At 68.5% G+C, this 15,563-nt stretch carries 17 protein-coding genes; 6 read left to right on the top strand and 11 right to left on the bottom strand.

Annotation, left to right across the window (positions count from 1 at the left end; all coding sequences use genetic code 11):
• The first annotated feature begins 30 nt into the window (after positions 1-30).
• On the top strand, positions 31-927 hold the full coding sequence (locus CXQ97_RS08290; RefSeq protein WP_104180399.1) for an NAD(P)-dependent oxidoreductase: 897 nt from the start codon (positions 31-33) through the stop codon (positions 925-927).
• A gap of 70 nt (positions 928-997) precedes the next feature.
• Here CXQ97_RS08290 and CXQ97_RS08295 read toward each other — a convergent pair whose 3' ends face one another.
• The 4 genes from CXQ97_RS08295 to hisD all read right to left on the bottom strand — a co-directional run bounded on the left by CXQ97_RS08295 (position 998) and on the right by hisD (position 5,829).
• A complete protein-coding gene (locus tag CXQ97_RS08295; protein WP_104180400.1) occupies positions 998-2,107 on the bottom strand; it encodes a spore photoproduct lyase family protein in 1,110 nt (369 codons plus the stop codon).
• A 142-nt stretch (positions 2,108-2,249) separates the two neighbouring features.
• Positions 2,250-3,587, bottom strand: coding sequence for an MFS transporter (locus tag CXQ97_RS08300; RefSeq protein ID WP_104180401.1), 1,338 nt, complete (start codon positions 3,585-3,587; stop codon positions 2,250-2,252).
• 141 nt (positions 3,588-3,728) lie between these two features.
• A complete protein-coding gene (locus CXQ97_RS08305) occupies positions 3,729-4,472 on the bottom strand; it encodes an SDR family NAD(P)-dependent oxidoreductase (RefSeq protein WP_104180402.1) in 744 nt (247 codons plus the stop codon).
• A gap of 10 nt (positions 4,473-4,482) precedes the next feature.
• Entirely contained in the window at positions 4,483-5,829 is a 1,347-nt protein-coding gene (gene hisD / locus CXQ97_RS08310) for a histidinol dehydrogenase (RefSeq protein ID WP_181035023.1), read from the bottom strand.
• 250 nt (positions 5,830-6,079) lie between these two features.
• On the opposite strand from hisD, the gene CXQ97_RS08315 reads away from it, so the two are divergent.
• Complete coding sequence (locus tag CXQ97_RS08315) at positions 6,080-7,057, top strand: LacI family DNA-binding transcriptional regulator (protein ID WP_219815395.1); 978 nt, start codon at positions 6,080-6,082, stop codon at positions 7,055-7,057.
• Positions 7,058-7,145: 88 nt separating this feature from the next.
• Here CXQ97_RS08315 and CXQ97_RS08320 read toward each other — a convergent pair whose 3' ends face one another.
• The 4 genes from CXQ97_RS08320 to CXQ97_RS08335 form a co-directional block, all read right to left on the bottom strand.
• The gene (locus CXQ97_RS08320; RefSeq protein WP_104180404.1) at positions 7,146-8,099 is read right to left on the bottom strand and encodes a manganese catalase family protein; all 954 of its coding nucleotides are present in this window, start codon (positions 8,097-8,099) and stop codon (positions 7,146-7,148) included.
• 179 nt (positions 8,100-8,278) lie between these two features.
• Positions 8,279-8,704, bottom strand: a complete 426-nt coding sequence (locus CXQ97_RS08325; RefSeq protein ID WP_104180405.1) for a hypothetical protein — start codon at positions 8,702-8,704, stop codon at positions 8,279-8,281.
• Entirely contained in the window at positions 8,694-8,885 is a 192-nt protein-coding gene (locus CXQ97_RS08330; RefSeq protein ID WP_104180406.1) for a helix-turn-helix transcriptional regulator, read from the bottom strand. Before CXQ97_RS08330 ends, CXQ97_RS08325 begins: the two co-directional genes overlap by 11 nt.
• A 49-nt stretch (positions 8,886-8,934) precedes the next feature.
• Complete coding sequence (locus tag CXQ97_RS08335; RefSeq protein WP_104180407.1) at positions 8,935-9,204, bottom strand: hypothetical protein; 270 nt, start codon at positions 9,202-9,204, stop codon at positions 8,935-8,937.
• 245 nt (positions 9,205-9,449) lie between these two features.
• Here CXQ97_RS08335 and CXQ97_RS08340 point away from each other — a divergent pair, with 245 nt between their 5' ends.
• Positions 9,450-10,022: a TetR/AcrR family transcriptional regulator gene (locus tag CXQ97_RS08340; RefSeq protein ID WP_258062431.1), complete on the top strand. Its 573-nt coding sequence runs from the start codon at positions 9,450-9,452 to the stop codon at positions 10,020-10,022.
• An 88-nt stretch (positions 10,023-10,110) separates the two neighbouring features.
• On the top strand, positions 10,111-10,467 hold the full coding sequence (locus CXQ97_RS08345) for a YciI family protein (protein WP_104180409.1): 357 nt from the start codon (positions 10,111-10,113) through the stop codon (positions 10,465-10,467).
• A gap of 51 nt (positions 10,468-10,518) precedes the next feature.
• On the opposite strand, the gene CXQ97_RS08350 is transcribed toward CXQ97_RS08345, so the two are convergent.
• Positions 10,519-11,361 carry a helix-turn-helix transcriptional regulator gene (locus CXQ97_RS08350; protein WP_104180410.1) on the bottom strand — a complete coding sequence of 281 codons (843 nt, stop codon included), beginning with the start codon at positions 11,359-11,361 and terminating at the stop codon, positions 10,519-10,521.
• A 100-nt stretch (positions 11,362-11,461) separates the two neighbouring features.
• Between CXQ97_RS08350 and CXQ97_RS08355 the strand changes: the two genes are divergently transcribed.
• Positions 11,462-12,253: an SDR family NAD(P)-dependent oxidoreductase gene (locus CXQ97_RS08355; RefSeq protein WP_104180411.1), complete on the top strand. Its 792-nt coding sequence runs from the start codon at positions 11,462-11,464 to the stop codon at positions 12,251-12,253.
• A gap of 45 nt (positions 12,254-12,298) precedes the next feature.
• Entirely contained in the window at positions 12,299-13,237 is a 939-nt protein-coding gene (locus CXQ97_RS08360) for an SDR family NAD(P)-dependent oxidoreductase (protein WP_104180412.1), read from the top strand.
• A gap of 133 nt (positions 13,238-13,370) precedes the next feature.
• On the opposite strand, the gene CXQ97_RS08365 is transcribed toward CXQ97_RS08360, so the two are convergent.
• Both CXQ97_RS08365 and CXQ97_RS08370 read right to left on the bottom strand, forming a co-directional pair.
• Positions 13,371-14,363, bottom strand: a complete 993-nt coding sequence (locus tag CXQ97_RS08365; protein ID WP_104180413.1) for a class I mannose-6-phosphate isomerase — start codon at positions 14,361-14,363, stop codon at positions 13,371-13,373.
• Positions 14,360-15,559 (bottom strand): ADP-dependent glucokinase/phosphofructokinase, encoded by a 1,200-nt coding sequence (locus CXQ97_RS08370; RefSeq protein ID WP_104180414.1) that lies wholly within the window; start codon positions 15,557-15,559, stop codon positions 14,360-14,362. The genes CXQ97_RS08365 and CXQ97_RS08370 overlap by 4 nt, the downstream gene beginning before the upstream one ends.
• Positions 15,560-15,563: the final 4 nt, after the last annotated feature.

The raw sequence follows: 15,563 nt of genomic DNA on the forward strand, positions 1-15,563 counted from the left end.
ACCCGGCCGACCCCCACCCGAGGAGACACCATGAAGGTCCTGATCACCGGCGCCCACGGAAAGGTCGGTCGCGCCACCACACAGGCGATGATCGACGCCGGCCACGAGGTACACACCACCGATCTCTCCCGGCCCGGCTTCGAACGCAAGGCCGACGACGCGCCCCGCTACACGATGGCGGACCTCACCGACGCGGGCGAGGCCTACGCCGTCGTCCACGGCGCGGACGCCGTCGTCCACATCGCGGCCATCCCGGAGCCGACCGGCAACCCGCCCCACGTCGTGTTCCAGACCAACCTGATGGCCACGTTCAACGTCCTCGAAGCGGCCATCCGTTTCGGCGTCGAACGCTTCGTCTACATCTCGAGCGAGACCGTCCCCGGCTTCTTCTTCCCCGAGCGCGACTTCCTGCCCGACTACGCGCCCGTGGACGAGAAGCACCCGATCCGCCCGCAGGACCCCTACGCCCTGTCCAAGCACTTCGGCGAGCAGCTCATGGACGCCGCGGTCGCCCGGGCGGACATCCGATGCATCTCGATCCGGCCCAGTTGGGTCCAGTTCGAGGGCAACTACGAGCACAACCTGGGGCCGCAGATCCGCGACGCCTCCGTCCTGAGCCCCAACCTCTGGAGCTACATCGACGTCCACGACCTGGCCGACGCCATCGTCCTCGCCACCGGATCGGACCTGCCGGGGCACGAGGTCTTCTACATCGCATCGCCCGACAACGTGGGGGGCTACGACTTCGCCGAGATCCTCACGAGGTACTACGGCGACCGGATCGAACTGCGTGAGCTGGACCGCCCGGACGCCTCGGGTATCTCCAGCGCGAAGGCCCAGCGGATGCTCGGGTGGGTGCCCCGGCGATCCTGGCGCGACTACCTCGATACCGAGGGGAAGGCCCTCCCGCGGGAGGTCGCACCCTGAACGGACGAGAGCTCCCGGCCACCGGCTTCCGGCGGCCGGGAGCTCTCGGCGCTCAGCGCGTGCCTGCGAATCAGGTCCAGTAGAGGAGCCTGGCGGCCGGTAGGCGCCGCTCCAGTTCCTCGGTGAACCACTCACGCATCTCCGTCATGGTCTGCCTGGGGTACACGTACTTCACGCCGCCGAACTTGGACCGCTTCCGGCTGCGCAGGTCCTCGTCCATCTCGAGCTTGGTCCTCGGGTACCAGCCGAGCAGCACCTCCTTGCTCGCGGGGGTGAAGCGGTGCGTGATGATCTCGGCCGTGAGATCGAGGTCGTCGATCCCGGCGACCGCTGCGGAGACGTCGTCGAGCAGCGCGGCGTACTGCTCCCGCCACCCGGGGACGGGCATGATCGGGGCGATCGTCAGACCGACCCGGTAGCCGGCCGTCGCCACCGCTCGGAGGGCGGTGAGCCGCGCGGGCATGCGCGCGGTCCCGCCCTCGAACCTGGTGGCGACCTCCGCTGCATTGACCGAGAAGCGGATGCGGGTCCTGCGCCCGTGATCGAGGGTCACGAGCTCACCGACGTCGTCGAACTTGGTGGTGAAGCGCAGCTGGACGTCGCTGCCGAACTCACCGGCCCCGACCCGGGAGATCGCGGCAGCGAGCGAACCGGTCACGTCCTCGATACCGAGGGGGTCGGTGTAGCAGGACAGCTCGAACGTCGTCCCCTCGTTCCCGCGCTCGATGGTCCCGCTCGTGACGGACCCCCGGCCGGCGTGCGTGCGGACGCCGTCGAGCACGTCGTCGAGATTCGCGTAGACGCGGGTCACCGGCGGCCCCTGCAGGGATCCGGCGAGGTAGCAGTACTGGCAGTGGGCGGGGCACCCCTTGGCGAGGTCGATCCGCCAGTCGGCGCTCGGCGGGATCGGCTGCGGCTTGAGGGCGCTGGGAGGGGCCACGACCACCGCGAGCGTGTTCTTCGCGGACGCATAGGTCTCGCGTTCGGTGGCACCGCGCAGTCCCGTGAGCGCGTTCCCCGGCATGATCCGGATGTCGTCGACCCCGGCCCGCTCGCACCGTCGGATGATCTCGGCCGTGTGCGGGAGCTCGGCTGCAGCCCGCGTGATCATCACGTGTCTGGGGACCCACAGGCGCGTCGGAGTGAGGGTGGTCAGGTCCAGTTCCCGGGCTGTAGTCATCACCTTGTACAACAACCCCGACGGCGGGTCTGTTCCGCTGGGTGCCGGTCACTGGAGCGGTTTCTTCGGGTAGGGATGGCCCTGCAGCAAAGGGCCGCCGCGGAAGCCGGGAGCTTCCGCGGCGGCCCGTCGTGCTGCCGTTCTAGCCCATCGGAGCGGGTTCCTTCTGGTCGATGTTCGCCAGGTCCACGTCCTTGGTCTCCTTGGCGAAGGAGATGGAGAACATGGCCACAGCAGTGCTGACGATGATGATCAGGACGACGAAGTGCGTGCCGCCCGTCCACAGGACCAGCGCCCCGGCCAGGGCCGGCATGAAGCCGGCCAGCAGGATGGAGGCCATCTGGTAGCCGATGGAGATGCCCGAGTACCGGACCGCCGTGGGGAACAGCTCGCAGTAGAGCGCCGGCAGGGGCGCATAGACGAGTGCGTGTCCGAGCGCGAGGAACAGGGCCACGCCGAGGATGATCGCCCACTGCTGACCGGTCTGGATGAGCTCGAAGATGGGCCATGCCGTGATGATGATCGCCGTACCGCCGAGGAAGAACGTCTTCTTGCGGCCGATCCTGTCCGACAGTCGACCGAAGACCGGGATCATGATGATGTTCAGCGCCGAGCCGATCATCACGGCCGTGAGCCCGTACTGACGGGGGACCTCGAGCGTGGTGGTGACATAGGAGAGGACGAAGACGGTGAAGAGGTAGTAGTTGCCCGCCTCGGCGAACCGACCGAAGATCGTGATCAGGAGCGGCTTGCGGTGGTGGGCGAGGAGCACCTTCAGGGGTGCCTTCTGCTCGACGTTGGCCTTCTCCATCTTCGCCTTCTCGGCCAGGAACTCGGGGCTCTCGGCGGCGTTGAGGCGGATGTACAGGCCGACGGCGGCGAGGACGACACTGAGGAGGAACGGCACGCGCCAGCCCCAGGTCTCGAACTCGTCACCGGAGATCGCGGCGGCGAGGGCGACTGCCGCGGTGCCGAGCAGCAGCCCGCAGGACACGCCGATCTGCGGCCACGACCCGTAGAAGCCGCGCCTGCCCTTGGGGGCGTTCTCCACGGCGATGATCGCCGCTCCGCCCCATTCGCCGCCGACGGCGAAGCCCTGAGCGAGTCGCAGGACGCACAGCAGGATCGGAGCGAGGATCCCGACCGCCGCGTAGGTGGGCAGGAGCCCGATGAGGGCGGTGGAGACGCTCATGATGGCGAACGTCAGGATCAGGGTCGACTTCCGGCCGATCCTGTCGCCGAGGTGCCCGGCGACGAAGGCCCCGAACGGACGGGCGATGAACCCCACACCGAAGGTGGCCAGGGCCGCGATCTGGGAGATGCCGGGTTCCATGGCGGGGAAGAAGAGAGGCCCGAAGACCAGGGCCGCCGCGGTGGCGTACACGGTGTACTCGTACCATTCGACGATGGCACCGATGGTGCCGGACACGAGGGTTCTGCGGCGAACCTGCTCAGGTGTCATGGACGTTGCAATAGCCATTCAAGGCTCCGTTCATACGGGTTTTCGGTTGGTGTGCGGCCGCTTGTCGCGGGATGCGGAAGCGGTAGGTACGTCGCTGGGATATCTGCCGTGGTGGACCGTCAGGTCGGACCCCCGAGCCCAGCGCAGTTCGGGCCGGACTCAGCGGATGGTGTAGCCGCCGTCGATGGTGATGGTGTGCCCGGTGACGAGTGAAGCGGTTTCTCCGAGGAGGTAGAGGACCGCGCCGACGACGTCCTCCGGTTCCCCGAAGCGGCCGATCGGGATGCGGTTCAGGAGTTCGTCGGCGCGTGCCGGGTCGTCGAGCGTCGAGGCGGTGAGCTCGGTGCGGATGAACGTCGGAGCGACAGCATTGACCCGTATGCCGTGGCGGGACCACTCGAGGGCGAGTGTCTTCGTCACGTGCATGAGCCCGGCCTTGCTGGCCCCGTAGGCTGCCCTGTCCTCGATGGCGACGATGCCGGCCTGGGAGGCGAGGTTCACCACGGCCGCCGGAGTGCCGGCCCGGAGCCACGTCCTGGCCAGTTCCGTGGTCAGGAAGAAGGGCGCCTTGAGGTTCGTTCCGAGCACCGTGTCCCAGTCCTGTTCGGTGACGTCGACAGCAGCCCGGGGGATGTTGACCCCCGCGTTGTTGACGAGCAGGTCGATGCCGCCGCTGCGTTCGAGCAGTCCGGACACGAACGCCGGGATGGCCGCCGTGTCCGCGAGATCGATGGACAGCGGTGGCGTCCCGTAGCGCTCCGCGATCTCCCGGCTGGTCGCCGCGTCCCGGCTCGTGCCGTGGACGAGGGCGCCGTGCTCGGCAAGGCCATCGGCGATCGCCCTGCCGAGGCCGCGGCCGGCACCGGTCACCAGGACCTTCTTGCCGTCGAGCCGGAAATCCACGACCCGCGGCCTAGTTGTCGAAGGTGTGGGTCGACCAGGGGAGCTCGGTGCCCCGGTACTTCGCGGCCCGGACGTCCCCGGAGCGTGCGTGGCCCTCGAAGCGCTCCACCCGCGCGGCCCGGCCGCAGAGCTCACCGAAGAACGCACTCGACTCGGTGTTGGTGACTTCCTGGTACGTGACGGTCCGCAGGTACTTCCCGACCCAGAGCCCACCGGTGTAGCGGGAGGCGCCGCGCGTCGGGAGCACATGGTTGGTCCCGATGACCTTGTCGCCGTAGGACACGCAGGTCCCCTCGCCGAGGAACAGCGCACCGTAGTTGTGCATCCGCTCGAGCGCGAGGCGGGGCTCGGCGGTGAGGATCTGCACGTGCTCGTAGGCGTACTCGTCGGCGAGGACGTAGGCGTCGTCGATGGAGTCGACGACGTGCACTGCTCCCCAGTCGCGCCATGCCGGTGCTGCGTAGTCGCGGGTGGGCATGTCGACCAGGAGGGTGTCGATGTGCTCGATGACCCGCTGCCCGAGCTCTGCGCTGGTGGTGATCAGCACGGCGGGGGAATCCGGTCCGTGCTCGGCCTGGGAGAGCAGGTCGACGGCGACGATGAACGGGTCGGCGTGCTCGTCCGCGACGATGAGCACCTCGGTCGGGCCGGCGAACAGGTCGATGCCGACCTCGCCGAAGAGCTGCCGCTTCGCCTCGGCGACGAAGGCGTTGCCCGGGCCGGCGAGCATGTTCACGGGTTTGATGGTCTCGGTGCCGATGGCCATGGCCGCGACGGCCTGGATCCCGCCGAGCAGGTAGATCTCGTCCGCCCCGGCGAGGTGCATGGCTGCAACGGTCGCGTCGGGGACCTCGCCCTGGATCAACGGGGTGCAGGCTGCCACGCGCTTCACGCCGGCCACCTTCGCCGTGATGATCGTCATGTGCGCGCTGGCCAGCAGGGGGTACTTGCCGCCGGGGATGTACGCTCCGGCTGCTTCGACGGGGACGTTCTTCTGGCCCAGCAGGACCCCGGGCAGGGTCTCGATCTCGAAGTCGCTCAACGACTCGAGCTGCTTCTGCGCCATGAGCTTGACCTGCTCCTGCACGAAGACGATGTCGTCGATGACCTGCTGCGGGACGCGGGCCAGGATCTCGGCGAGCTGCTCGTCGGTGACGAGGAACGAGTCGGGGGAGTACTTGTCGAACTTCTCGGAGTATTCGCGCACCGCTTCGTCGCCGCGCACCCTGATGTCGGCGATCACCTGTTCGACGGCGGCACGCACCTCGGGTGCGCTGCCACGGGTGGCGTTCTGCTGCGCCGGTGTCTTGAGCATGCGGGACGATACGGCCGACAGGGGAGTGACTTCGACAGTCATGGGAAACCTTCCATCTTCATCGATGGGCGTCATGGGGAGCGCCCCGGACACAGGCCCAGAGCGGCCCGTCCCGTCCAATGTATACGTATGCACGAGGAGTGCACAACCCGTTCGACGACCAGATGTATACGTATACTCGTCGTGATTCCGGCGAGATCGGTGCTGGTGGGTCGTCGGGTCCGGCCCGATAGGGTGGTACCGGAAAGCCGGTCGAGGACGGAGGTGCGGACACATGGTGACGAGTCGGGATGTGGCTCAGCTTGCGGGCGTCTCCCAGGCCACGGTGTCGCGCGTGCTGTCGTCGTCGTCGAAGCCCGCACCCCACACCATCGCCAAGGTGCTGGCGGCCGTCGAGACCCTCGGATACGTCCCCCACGCCGGTGCGCAGGCGATGAAGACGAGGCGGACGCGCACGGTAGGGGTCGTGGTCGACGACCTGATCAACCCCTTCTACCCGGAACTGCTGGACGAGCTGACCCGCACGCTCGACGCGGCCGGATATCGGGTCGTGATCTGGAATGCCGGGGCGGAGAGCCACGTCGATGCCGTCGCGGCCATCCGGGAACGGGCCGTGGACGGGGTGATCTTCACGACGGCGACGAAGGAGTCGGTCGAACTCCAGGCCGCAGTGTCGCAGGACAACCCGATCGTGCTGATCAACCGGATCGTCGAAGGGCTGGAGTGCGACCAGGTGGCCAGCGACAACGTCACGGGGGGTGCACTGGTCGCCGACTACCTCCTCCGCCACGGTCGGACCAGGGCCGTCCTGATCTCAGGAACCGAGGAGGCCAGTACCTCCAGGGACCGCTGTGCCGGCTTCCTGCAGCGCATGAGCGATCGGGGCCACCCCGTACCGGCTGCCCTGCAGTTCCAGGGCGGGTTCTCCCATGATCGCGCGACGCAGATCGTCGACGGGATCCTCGCCGGCAGCGACCGCCCCCAGGCCGTGTTCTGCGTCAACGACTACATGGCCTTCGGTGCCCTCGATGCCCTCCGCGGTAGGACGGCGCCGGGCCGGGACGACTGCTGGGTGATCGGGTACGACGACGTCGAGATGGCCGCGTGGGAATCCTTCAGCCTCACCACGGTGCGCCAGCCCAGCCGCGAGATGGCGCAGGCGGGGGTCCGCATGCTGCTCGACCGGCTCCTGACGCCCGGCCTGCCCCTCCAGCAGGTCGAGTTCCCCAGCGTCCTCATCCCTCGTCGAAGCACCTCGTACGCGGCCTGACGCGGCACCCCCGGGGGCGCGGGCGCGGCCCGGCGGGCCACCGTCTATCGACCGATAGCCGGTGGCCCGAGGCCGGAGCCCCGTTCAGCTACTTGCCGACCGGCCCGAACATGGCGTCGATGTCGGCCATCTCCATGTCGGCCGTGGCCTGGATCAGCTGGAGCAGCTCGGGGTCCAGTCCGGGGGCGAACTCCTCGAGCCGCTCGGGGGCGATCTCCGACGGCACGCCTTCGGGGGCCTGCTCGCTGGCATCGAGGGTGGTGCCGTCGTTCGACGGTGACAGCCCCTGGTAGATCTTGCCGGCCTCCGACTGGCCCTTGAGGTCGAAGGTGTACTGCTTGCTGTGCAGCCCGAGGTCGAGGAGCTTCTTGACCTCGGGGAACTGCTCGGCGTTGGTCTTCGGGATGGGCAGCAGCGACTTCCAGTTCACCCCGAGCGTCTCGAGGGCCTTGGCGAACCCGTTCTCGTGGGCCTGGTCGCGGACGATCAGGTAGGAGATGGTGGAGCGCGCGGTCTTGTTGTCCGTCATCTCGTACATGCGGCACTTCTGCAGCCGGCCGGTGGCCTCGAGCATCAGGTTGTAGAGCAGGTCCAGGGGGAGGTTCCCGGAGTTGTAGACGTAGCTGCCGCTCCAGGGGTTGCCCGCCGAGTCCACGGGCAGGGCCCCCTGCGCGCCCACGAGGTAGTGGTGGATATTGCTCTGGGACAGGGCGAGGTTGAGCGGAATCGCCCCGCCCGCGCCGGGTGTGTCCAGAGGGTCGTCGAGCTTGCCCTGGTAGCGGGGTGAGCCGTCGAGGAGTCGGGAGATCGTGGTGCCGATCAGCTCCACGTGGCTGATCTCCTCTGTGCCGATGCCCTGGATCAGGTCGCGGTAGGGCTTGGCCGCCGCGCCGCGGAAGTTCATGCTCTGGAACAGGTACTGCATCATGGTGCGCATCTCGCCGAACTGCCCACCCAGGCCCTCCTGGAGGGCATTGGCGGCAGCGGGATCCGGCTCGTCGGGGATGATCTCGTTGATGAGTTGCTGGACGTGGAAGAACATGGCGCCTCCTTAGAAGGGCGGCAGTGTGCCACCAGGCCCCACACTTCTCCAGAACACCCGCTCCCACAACCGTGCCTGTCTCCGGGCGTCAGGGGTTGCCAACCACGGACAACTGCGTCCTCCCTGACGGGGTGTCCGAGGATCGGGCACGTACGGCCGTCATCGTGTGCCCGCGCTCGTCAGCTCCTGTGGTTCAGCACCGCGAAGGAGGATGCCCCGGTGAGGACGACCGCGCCCATCAGCAGGGCCATCACCATCGGCACGTCCGCCCCGAACCCCATGGCGAGGGTGGCGGCGCCGATCAGGGGCAGCGCCACCAGCCCGACGACGGCGAGCGAACGGGTCAGGATGTCGTCCTCGCGCTCATCTCCGGTCTGCGTCCAGGCCCGTTCGAAGGTCGAGGCCTGGCTGGGCCTGCGGATCACCCGCCAGGCCATCACCAGGGCGCCGACGATGCCGATGCCGAGTCCGACCATGAATCCCGGAACCATGTCGCCGGGCGCGTGCTCCCTCAGCGAGACGACTGCGACAACCACGAGGCCGAGGACGATCACGAGGATTCCCACCGCGATCCCGGTGCGCTTGGCGGAAAGGTCAGGTCGCATGGAAGATCTCCTCTACTGCACGTCCGAAATGGCGGGCGATGGCGATGGCGAGCGGAAGGGAGGGGTCGTACCGGCCGGTCTCGATCGAATTGACGGTCTGACGGGAGACCCCGAGGGCCTCCGCCAACTCCCGCTGCGACACGCCGCCCTCGGTGCGGAGTGCGCGAATACTGTTCTGCATGCGACCCCGACCTCCTGGTGTAAAGCACCCTTGTCATGACAAGGGTGCTTTACATATCGGTGCTTGTCAACAGGAGCGCGAGGTGGGTGGCCCCGTCGGCGCCGGAGCCGGATCCCCGGTTCGTCGTGGCTGCCGAGGTCCTCGCGGCGATCCAGATGCCGCCCATGAGGTGGCGTCCGACGGACGCGGGCGTGGATGGGCGTCGATGGTGTCCGTGCTCGAGCGTCGGCCGCAACAGGGCGATGACCGAGGCCGATCCCTGCCGAGTGGCCAGGTCGATGAACGCCTGAAGGATCTGTGCTGGGGGTTCCGTCCGCATCCTTCGGCCACCCAGCATGGTGGTGCTGGCTCATCGGAACGGACCAGCACCACCACGGCAAGCGGGCTTTGACGCCTGCTGCTTGCTCACCGATGGGGGGTCAATGAGCAATCCAATCATAAGCGGACAGACCGGTCTGTCCGCAAGTCACGAACGGACAGACCGGTCTGTCCGCAAGTTGTATGGTTAGGATCGGTCGTGACCCTGACGGGAGAAGGCGGATGCACCTGGTAGAGAAATCCTCGGTGAAGACTGCGCGAGAGCGGATCCTCGATGCGTCCTACGACCTGTTCGTCGAGCGTGGCGTCCGATCAGTGGGCATCAACGAGATCATCCACACGGCGGGGGTCGCGAAAGCGTCCTTCTACAGCCACTTCCCGTCGAAGAACGACCTGATCATGGCGTTCCTCAGTCGCCGTCGCGACCTCTTCACCATCGGCTATCTGGGTGCCGAAGCCCAGAAACGGGGGGACTCCCCCCAGGATCAGCTCCTGGCGATCTTCGACATCTTCGACGAATGGTTCCAGGCCGAGGACTTCACCGGCTGCCCGTACATCCGCGCCCTGGTCGAGGCGGGTCCCGGCGATGTCATCGGGGCGGCCAGCGCGGGCTACCTGCGGGACATGCGCGATCAGGTCGAGAGCGCTGCTGCAGGGATGGGGCTCACCGACCCGCGTGACTTCGCGGAGTGCTGGATGATCCTTCTCCAGGGCTCGGTCGTCGCCGCGATGGGCAGCGGCTACACCTCGCCCGGCCGGATCAGGAAGCTCGGGCAGCTGCTCATCGCGAGCCACGTCCCGGACCGGACCTCTCCCTGACGATCTGGATCCCACCCTTCGATGACTTCGCCCGGGTGCCCCCGTCCACCAGATGACCGCACCACCGACCGCTACGAAAGGTCCGCCGATGCCGCACTTCGCCATCCTCATCTATGCCGACGAGTCCCTCCATGCCGTGGACGCTGCAGCGGCCGAGCTCGAGGAGAACGACCAACACGCCCGGGACCTCGCAGTCGCCGGCACGATGTCACTCGCCTATGCGCTGACGCCTCGGGCCAGCGCGGTGTCCGTCCGGCGGGACAGCACGGAGCCCGGCCCCTTCGTGGAGGCCGACCAGATCGTCGCAGGCTTCTACGTCGTGGAAGCCCCCGATCTCGATGCCGCGGTGGCGATCGCCCGCCTGAACCCCGCGGTCTCCACGAGCACGGGCGGCGTGGAGGTGCGCCCCGTCCACAGCGGAGGCATCACCGGCAATCCCGGGTAGGCGAGGGACAGCCCTGCCGAACGGGCGCCAGGACCAGGAATCGACGGCACCTCAGCCGGACGCCGTGTTCTCCATGCTCCAGCTGGCGAGGAACGGTAGTTTCCGCGTCGTCTCGGAATCGGGTTGCGCCGTGTACACGACGAGGACCTGGTCGGTGCTGCGCGTCGCCAGAACGGTCTCGATGTCGAAGGACAGCGCCCCGACGATCGGATGCAGGATCTGCTTGGCGGCCGACGTGTAGTCCTGCACCCCGTGGTCGTCCCACCACTGCGCCGCGTCGGCGTCCCGTGACCGGAGCTCGTCGATCAACGCGATGAGCCGGTCGTCGTCGGGGTGGCGGCCGAGTTCGCCGCGCAGGGCGGCAACCGTCGAGGCAGCGAAATGCTCCCAGTTCACGATGCGCTCCCGGGCCAGGGGGTCGAAGAACATGAAGCGCACCAGGGACGACGCCGGTCGCAGGTTCCCGAGGACGGCGGTGAGGAGCGCGTTGGTCGCCAGGACCTCTCCCCGGCGGCCGAGGATGAGGGCCGGCACGTGGTCCATGACGGTCATCAGCCGGAGCAACCCGCGGTCGGCGTGCTGCACGAGTGCCGAGGTGGCCCGGTGCTGGTCCGAGGGGTCGGCCAGGACAAGAAGGTGCTTCCGCTCCACCTCGTCCAGACGCAGCGCCTTTGCCAGTGCGTCGAGGACGCTGCGGGAGACGTTCGCCTGCCGCCCTTGTTCCAGGCGGCTGTAGTAGTCGGAACTCACACCGGCCAGGACGGCCAGTTCCTCCTTGCGCAACCCGGGCACCCGGCGGGGGCCGGGGAATGCGCGCATCCCGACGTCCGCCGGGGTCAGACCGTCGCGGCGGGAGCGCAGGAACGCTCCGAGTTGCGTGCGATCAGCGGTCATCTCCTCACTGTAGGACTTCCCGCACGGCCCAGCGTGGTCCTGTCATGCCCCGGTTGACCGTGATCTGGTTCGGGTGTCCGCCTGGGTCTAGAACTGATCCATGACATGGACATCGAACGCCCCTTTCATCAGCCCGAGGAACCTCGAGGGCCGGACTGCACTCGTCACGGGTTCCACCAGCGGCATCGGGGCCGCGACCGCCTCTGCCCTGGCAGCGGCCGGCGCCGAGGTCCTCGTGAGCGGACGCGACACGACCCGTGGAGCGGAGGTCACGACGCGCATCAGGGAGGCCGGGGGCCGGGCGACGTTCCTCGACGTCGACCTGGCGGGCGAATACGCGGTCCTGCGACGGTTCGCCGCCGACGCCACCGACCTGCTCGGAGGGCGCATCGACATCCTGGTGAACAACGCCGGAATCTACCCCGCGACGACGACGGCGGATCTTGCCGATGACGAGCTCGACGCCATGCTCGCCGTCAACGTGCGCGCGCCGCACGTCCTCGGTTCGTCGATCCTGCCAGCCATGGCGGAGACCGGGGCGGGTGTGATCGTCAATGTCGGGTCCTGGATGGCATCGGTGGGTAGTCCCTTCGCCGCCATGTACACGGCGACCAAGGCCGCCGTCGAGCAACTCACCAGGTCCTGGGCCGCCGAATTCGGTCCCAGGGGTGTGCGTGTCAATACGATCTCCCCGGGGGCGACGCTGACTCCCGGCAATGAGGCGGCCCGATCGGTCCTGGACGCGATGACGGCCACGACGCCGGCGGGCGTGGTCGTGCAGCCCGAGGACATCGCGCAGGGAGTACTCTTTCTCGCGTCCGACGCCTCCAGGATGATGCACGGGAGCATCCTGGCGATCGACGGCGGAATCGGAGCGACGCGGCTCGGCTGAGGCAGCCGTGCGCAGGACCGACCAGGAGCACCACGACAGGACACCATGACCAGCATCGACTCACCCTTCACCGCAGCGAGTACCGCCAATGAGGTCGTCGAGGGTATCGACCTGTCCGGCCGCACCGCGATCATCACCGGCGGCGCGTCGGGTATCGGGATCGAGACCGCCCGAGCCCTCGCCCATGCCGGCGGCGACGTGACCCTCGCGGTCCGCGACGTCGATGCCGGCCGCCGTGTCGCGGAGGACATCACCGGCAGCCGACCCGACGTGACCGTCCACGTCGAACCTCTCGATCTCGCCGACCTCGACTCCGTTCACCGGTTCGCGGACGCATGGTCGGGCCCACTGCACCTGCTGATCAACAACGCGGGCATCATGATGACCCCGGAGTTGCGGACGAGGCACGGGTGGGAGCTGCAGTTCGCCACCAACCACCTCGGACACTTCGCCCTCGCCCACCGGTTGCACAGTGCGCTCGCGGCCGCGGGTGGCGCGAGGATCGTCGCGGTGAGCTCCAGCGGACACGGCATGTCCGACATCGTCTACGATGACCTCTTCTTCGAGCGCAGACCGTATGACGCCGGACAGGCCTACGGGCAATCGAAGACGGCGAACGTACTCTTCGCCGTCGAGGCGACGAGGCGATGGGCCGGGGACGGCATCACCGCGAACGCGGTCATGCCCGGCGGGATCTGGACGAACCTCCAGCGCCACTGGGACCCCGAGGCCCTGGCGGCGACGAAGAGGCAGGTCGCTGCCGCGGGCCTCACCATCAAGACACCCGAGCAGGGTGCCGCGACGTCCGTCTTCGCCGCGACCTCCCCCCTCCTGGAGAACACCGGAGGGAAGTACCTCGAGGACTGCAGGGAGGCAGAGGTGGTCCCGGCCATCATCGACGGGACCCATGGAGTGCTGCAGTACGCGCTGGACAAGGCCAACGCCCGACGGCTCTGGGACGTCTCCCTCGAACTCCTGCCGTAGGCGCCCACCGGGACTCCGACGGCGTCGAGAAGAGCTCCTGGCTGACCGCCAGATCCGCCTGCAGCTCCTCCGCACGTCGACCGTGGACCACCCGGCCTCGTCACCGTAACCGGAGCCCGGCAGTGACCACCGCTCAGGTATGGCCGGCCCCCTCGGCAGCTGGGGGTCTCGCCACCAGGATCTCGCCGACCCCGTCGATCGACAACGGACCCGTGCCTGCCGGCACGAGCCAGGTGCTGCCTCGTGGAGCGACCTGGTCCCCCAGGACGACCTCACCCTCCCTGATCACGAGCACAGCGAATCCTGGTCGGATGGTGATCGGCCGGTCGACCGGGAGCCGCTCCAGGCGGAAGAAGGGGTCCGCGGCCGCCGGGAGGACCGAACCGCTGGAGGGTGCCGTCCGCACGAGACCCGGGAGTGCGCCCCGGGGGGTCGCCGTCCGCTGCACTGCACGCAGTGCCACGTCGAAGCCGAGGCCCAGATGGCCGTCGGCGGTGCCGTCGAGTGCGAAGTCCCGCCATTCCAGCAGGATCGACAGGTCCTCGGGCTGCTGCAGTTCGAGGAGCAGGACGCCGGCGCCGATCGCGTGGAGCATGCCGGGCGGTACCCACACCACGTCGCCCGGCGAGACCTCGATCCGGTGCAGGAGGCCCAGCAGCTCGTCGACGTGCTGCGACTCGACGAGGGTTGCCAGTTCGGCTTCACCCACCTGCCGCGTGAGCCCGAGGTGGACCGTTCCGCCCTCGAGGATGTACCAGGCTTCGGCCTTGCCGTGGCCGTTGCCGAGATGGCGGGCGGCGAAGGCGTCGTCGGGGTGCGCGTGCACGGGCAGGCGCTGGCCGGCGTCGAGCAGCTTCACCAGCAGGCGGACGTCATCGCCCCAGCGCGCCACATGGTCCGCGCCCAGCCAGTACGCGGGATCCGCTTCGACGGCGTCGCGGAAGAGCATGCCCTCGGCGAGACGCGTGAGCCCGAGCTCCTCCTCGCCGAAGATCGTCGTCGTCGAGCCGATCCAGTCCTCCGGCTCGAACTCTGCCGCGACCGGCTCTCCGCGGAAGGCCGAGATGCGGGCACCTCCGCGGTAGAAGCGCTCCGGCGGGTGATTCGGGGGCAGCCGCTCGATCACGGCTGCGGCTGCCGGACCGGCGAGTGGACGACCAGGAATCCGCCGACGAAGCTGTCGCCGAGCCCGATCGTGGTGGGCGACGACGTCTCGAGGCTGAAGGCGGGGACGCCGACCGCGCCGGCGATCTTCTGCTCCACTCCGCCGACCACGGCTTCGCCGCCGGCACTGCGGGGGAGGCCGCTGGTCGCTTCGAAGTCGGCCGCGGTGAAGCCGTCGCCCAGCCGGTACCGGGTCGCCGCCATCTGCACGGCACTGGCGAGGGCGGGGCGATGCTGTCCCGCCGTCGGGCCCAGGGCGATCGCCCAGTGCTGGGTGTGCACGAGCAGCGTGGGAACCGGGATGAGCTGGTGCACATCGAGCAGGGCCGCGGCGACGTCCGTGGCGTTCAGCAGGTCGACCGGCCGCCCCACGTACTCCTGGAGCTCGTCCTCGTTCATGCCGTACACGTCGATACGCGGCAGCAGATGTGCCCAGATCCGCTGGGCGAAGCGCCGGACGTAGAAGCCGGCATCCTCGTAGTAGACGAGGGCCGAGGAGTGCAGGTGCGTCATGGCGGCGTCGAGATCGGTGAGCCGCCGTTCCAGGAGGTCCTCGTCCTGCATCGTGTTGAAACCCGACACGAGCAGCACGGAGGCGTCGTCGAGCGCCGCCCCCAGCTCTGGCGCGATCGCCATGCTGCGGTTCGGCGGGTCGTTCGCGAAGATGAGCCGGTTCGACGACGGCGAGACCACGTCGCCGTCGTCGAGCCGGATGCGCGTGCCCGGCGGGAACTGCACGATGAGGTGCGGATCGAGCGTGTCCTCGGTCGCCGAGCTGACGTACGAGATGGACGTCGGCAGGAGCCGGCGCACGTTGTCGTCGATGCTCACGAGGTGCTGGACGGTCGGGATGCCCAGGCGGTCGAGTGCGATGCCTGCGCGCACCCCGGTCCCGCCGATCGTCACCTCGGTGGTGAAGCGCCCGGCGAAGTCCTTCACGACCTCGGACGATTCCACGAAGCGCTCGCCGCCCGCACCGTCGGTCAGGAAGCCGAGGATGGTGACGACCAGCGAGCGCTCGTCGACGATCGGTGCCATGGTGGTCAGCTCGGAACGCCGGATGCCGAACCGCGCAGCGAGACCCTCGACGACTGCTGCGTCCCACTGCACCTCGTAGTCGACCGTCCCGCCGAGCCCGAGTACGAGCGTTGTTCCCATGACA

It is taken from the genome of Arthrobacter sp. B0490 (assembly GCF_002929355.1).
Lineage (GTDB): Bacteria > Actinomycetota > Actinomycetes > Actinomycetales > Micrococcaceae > Arthrobacter_D.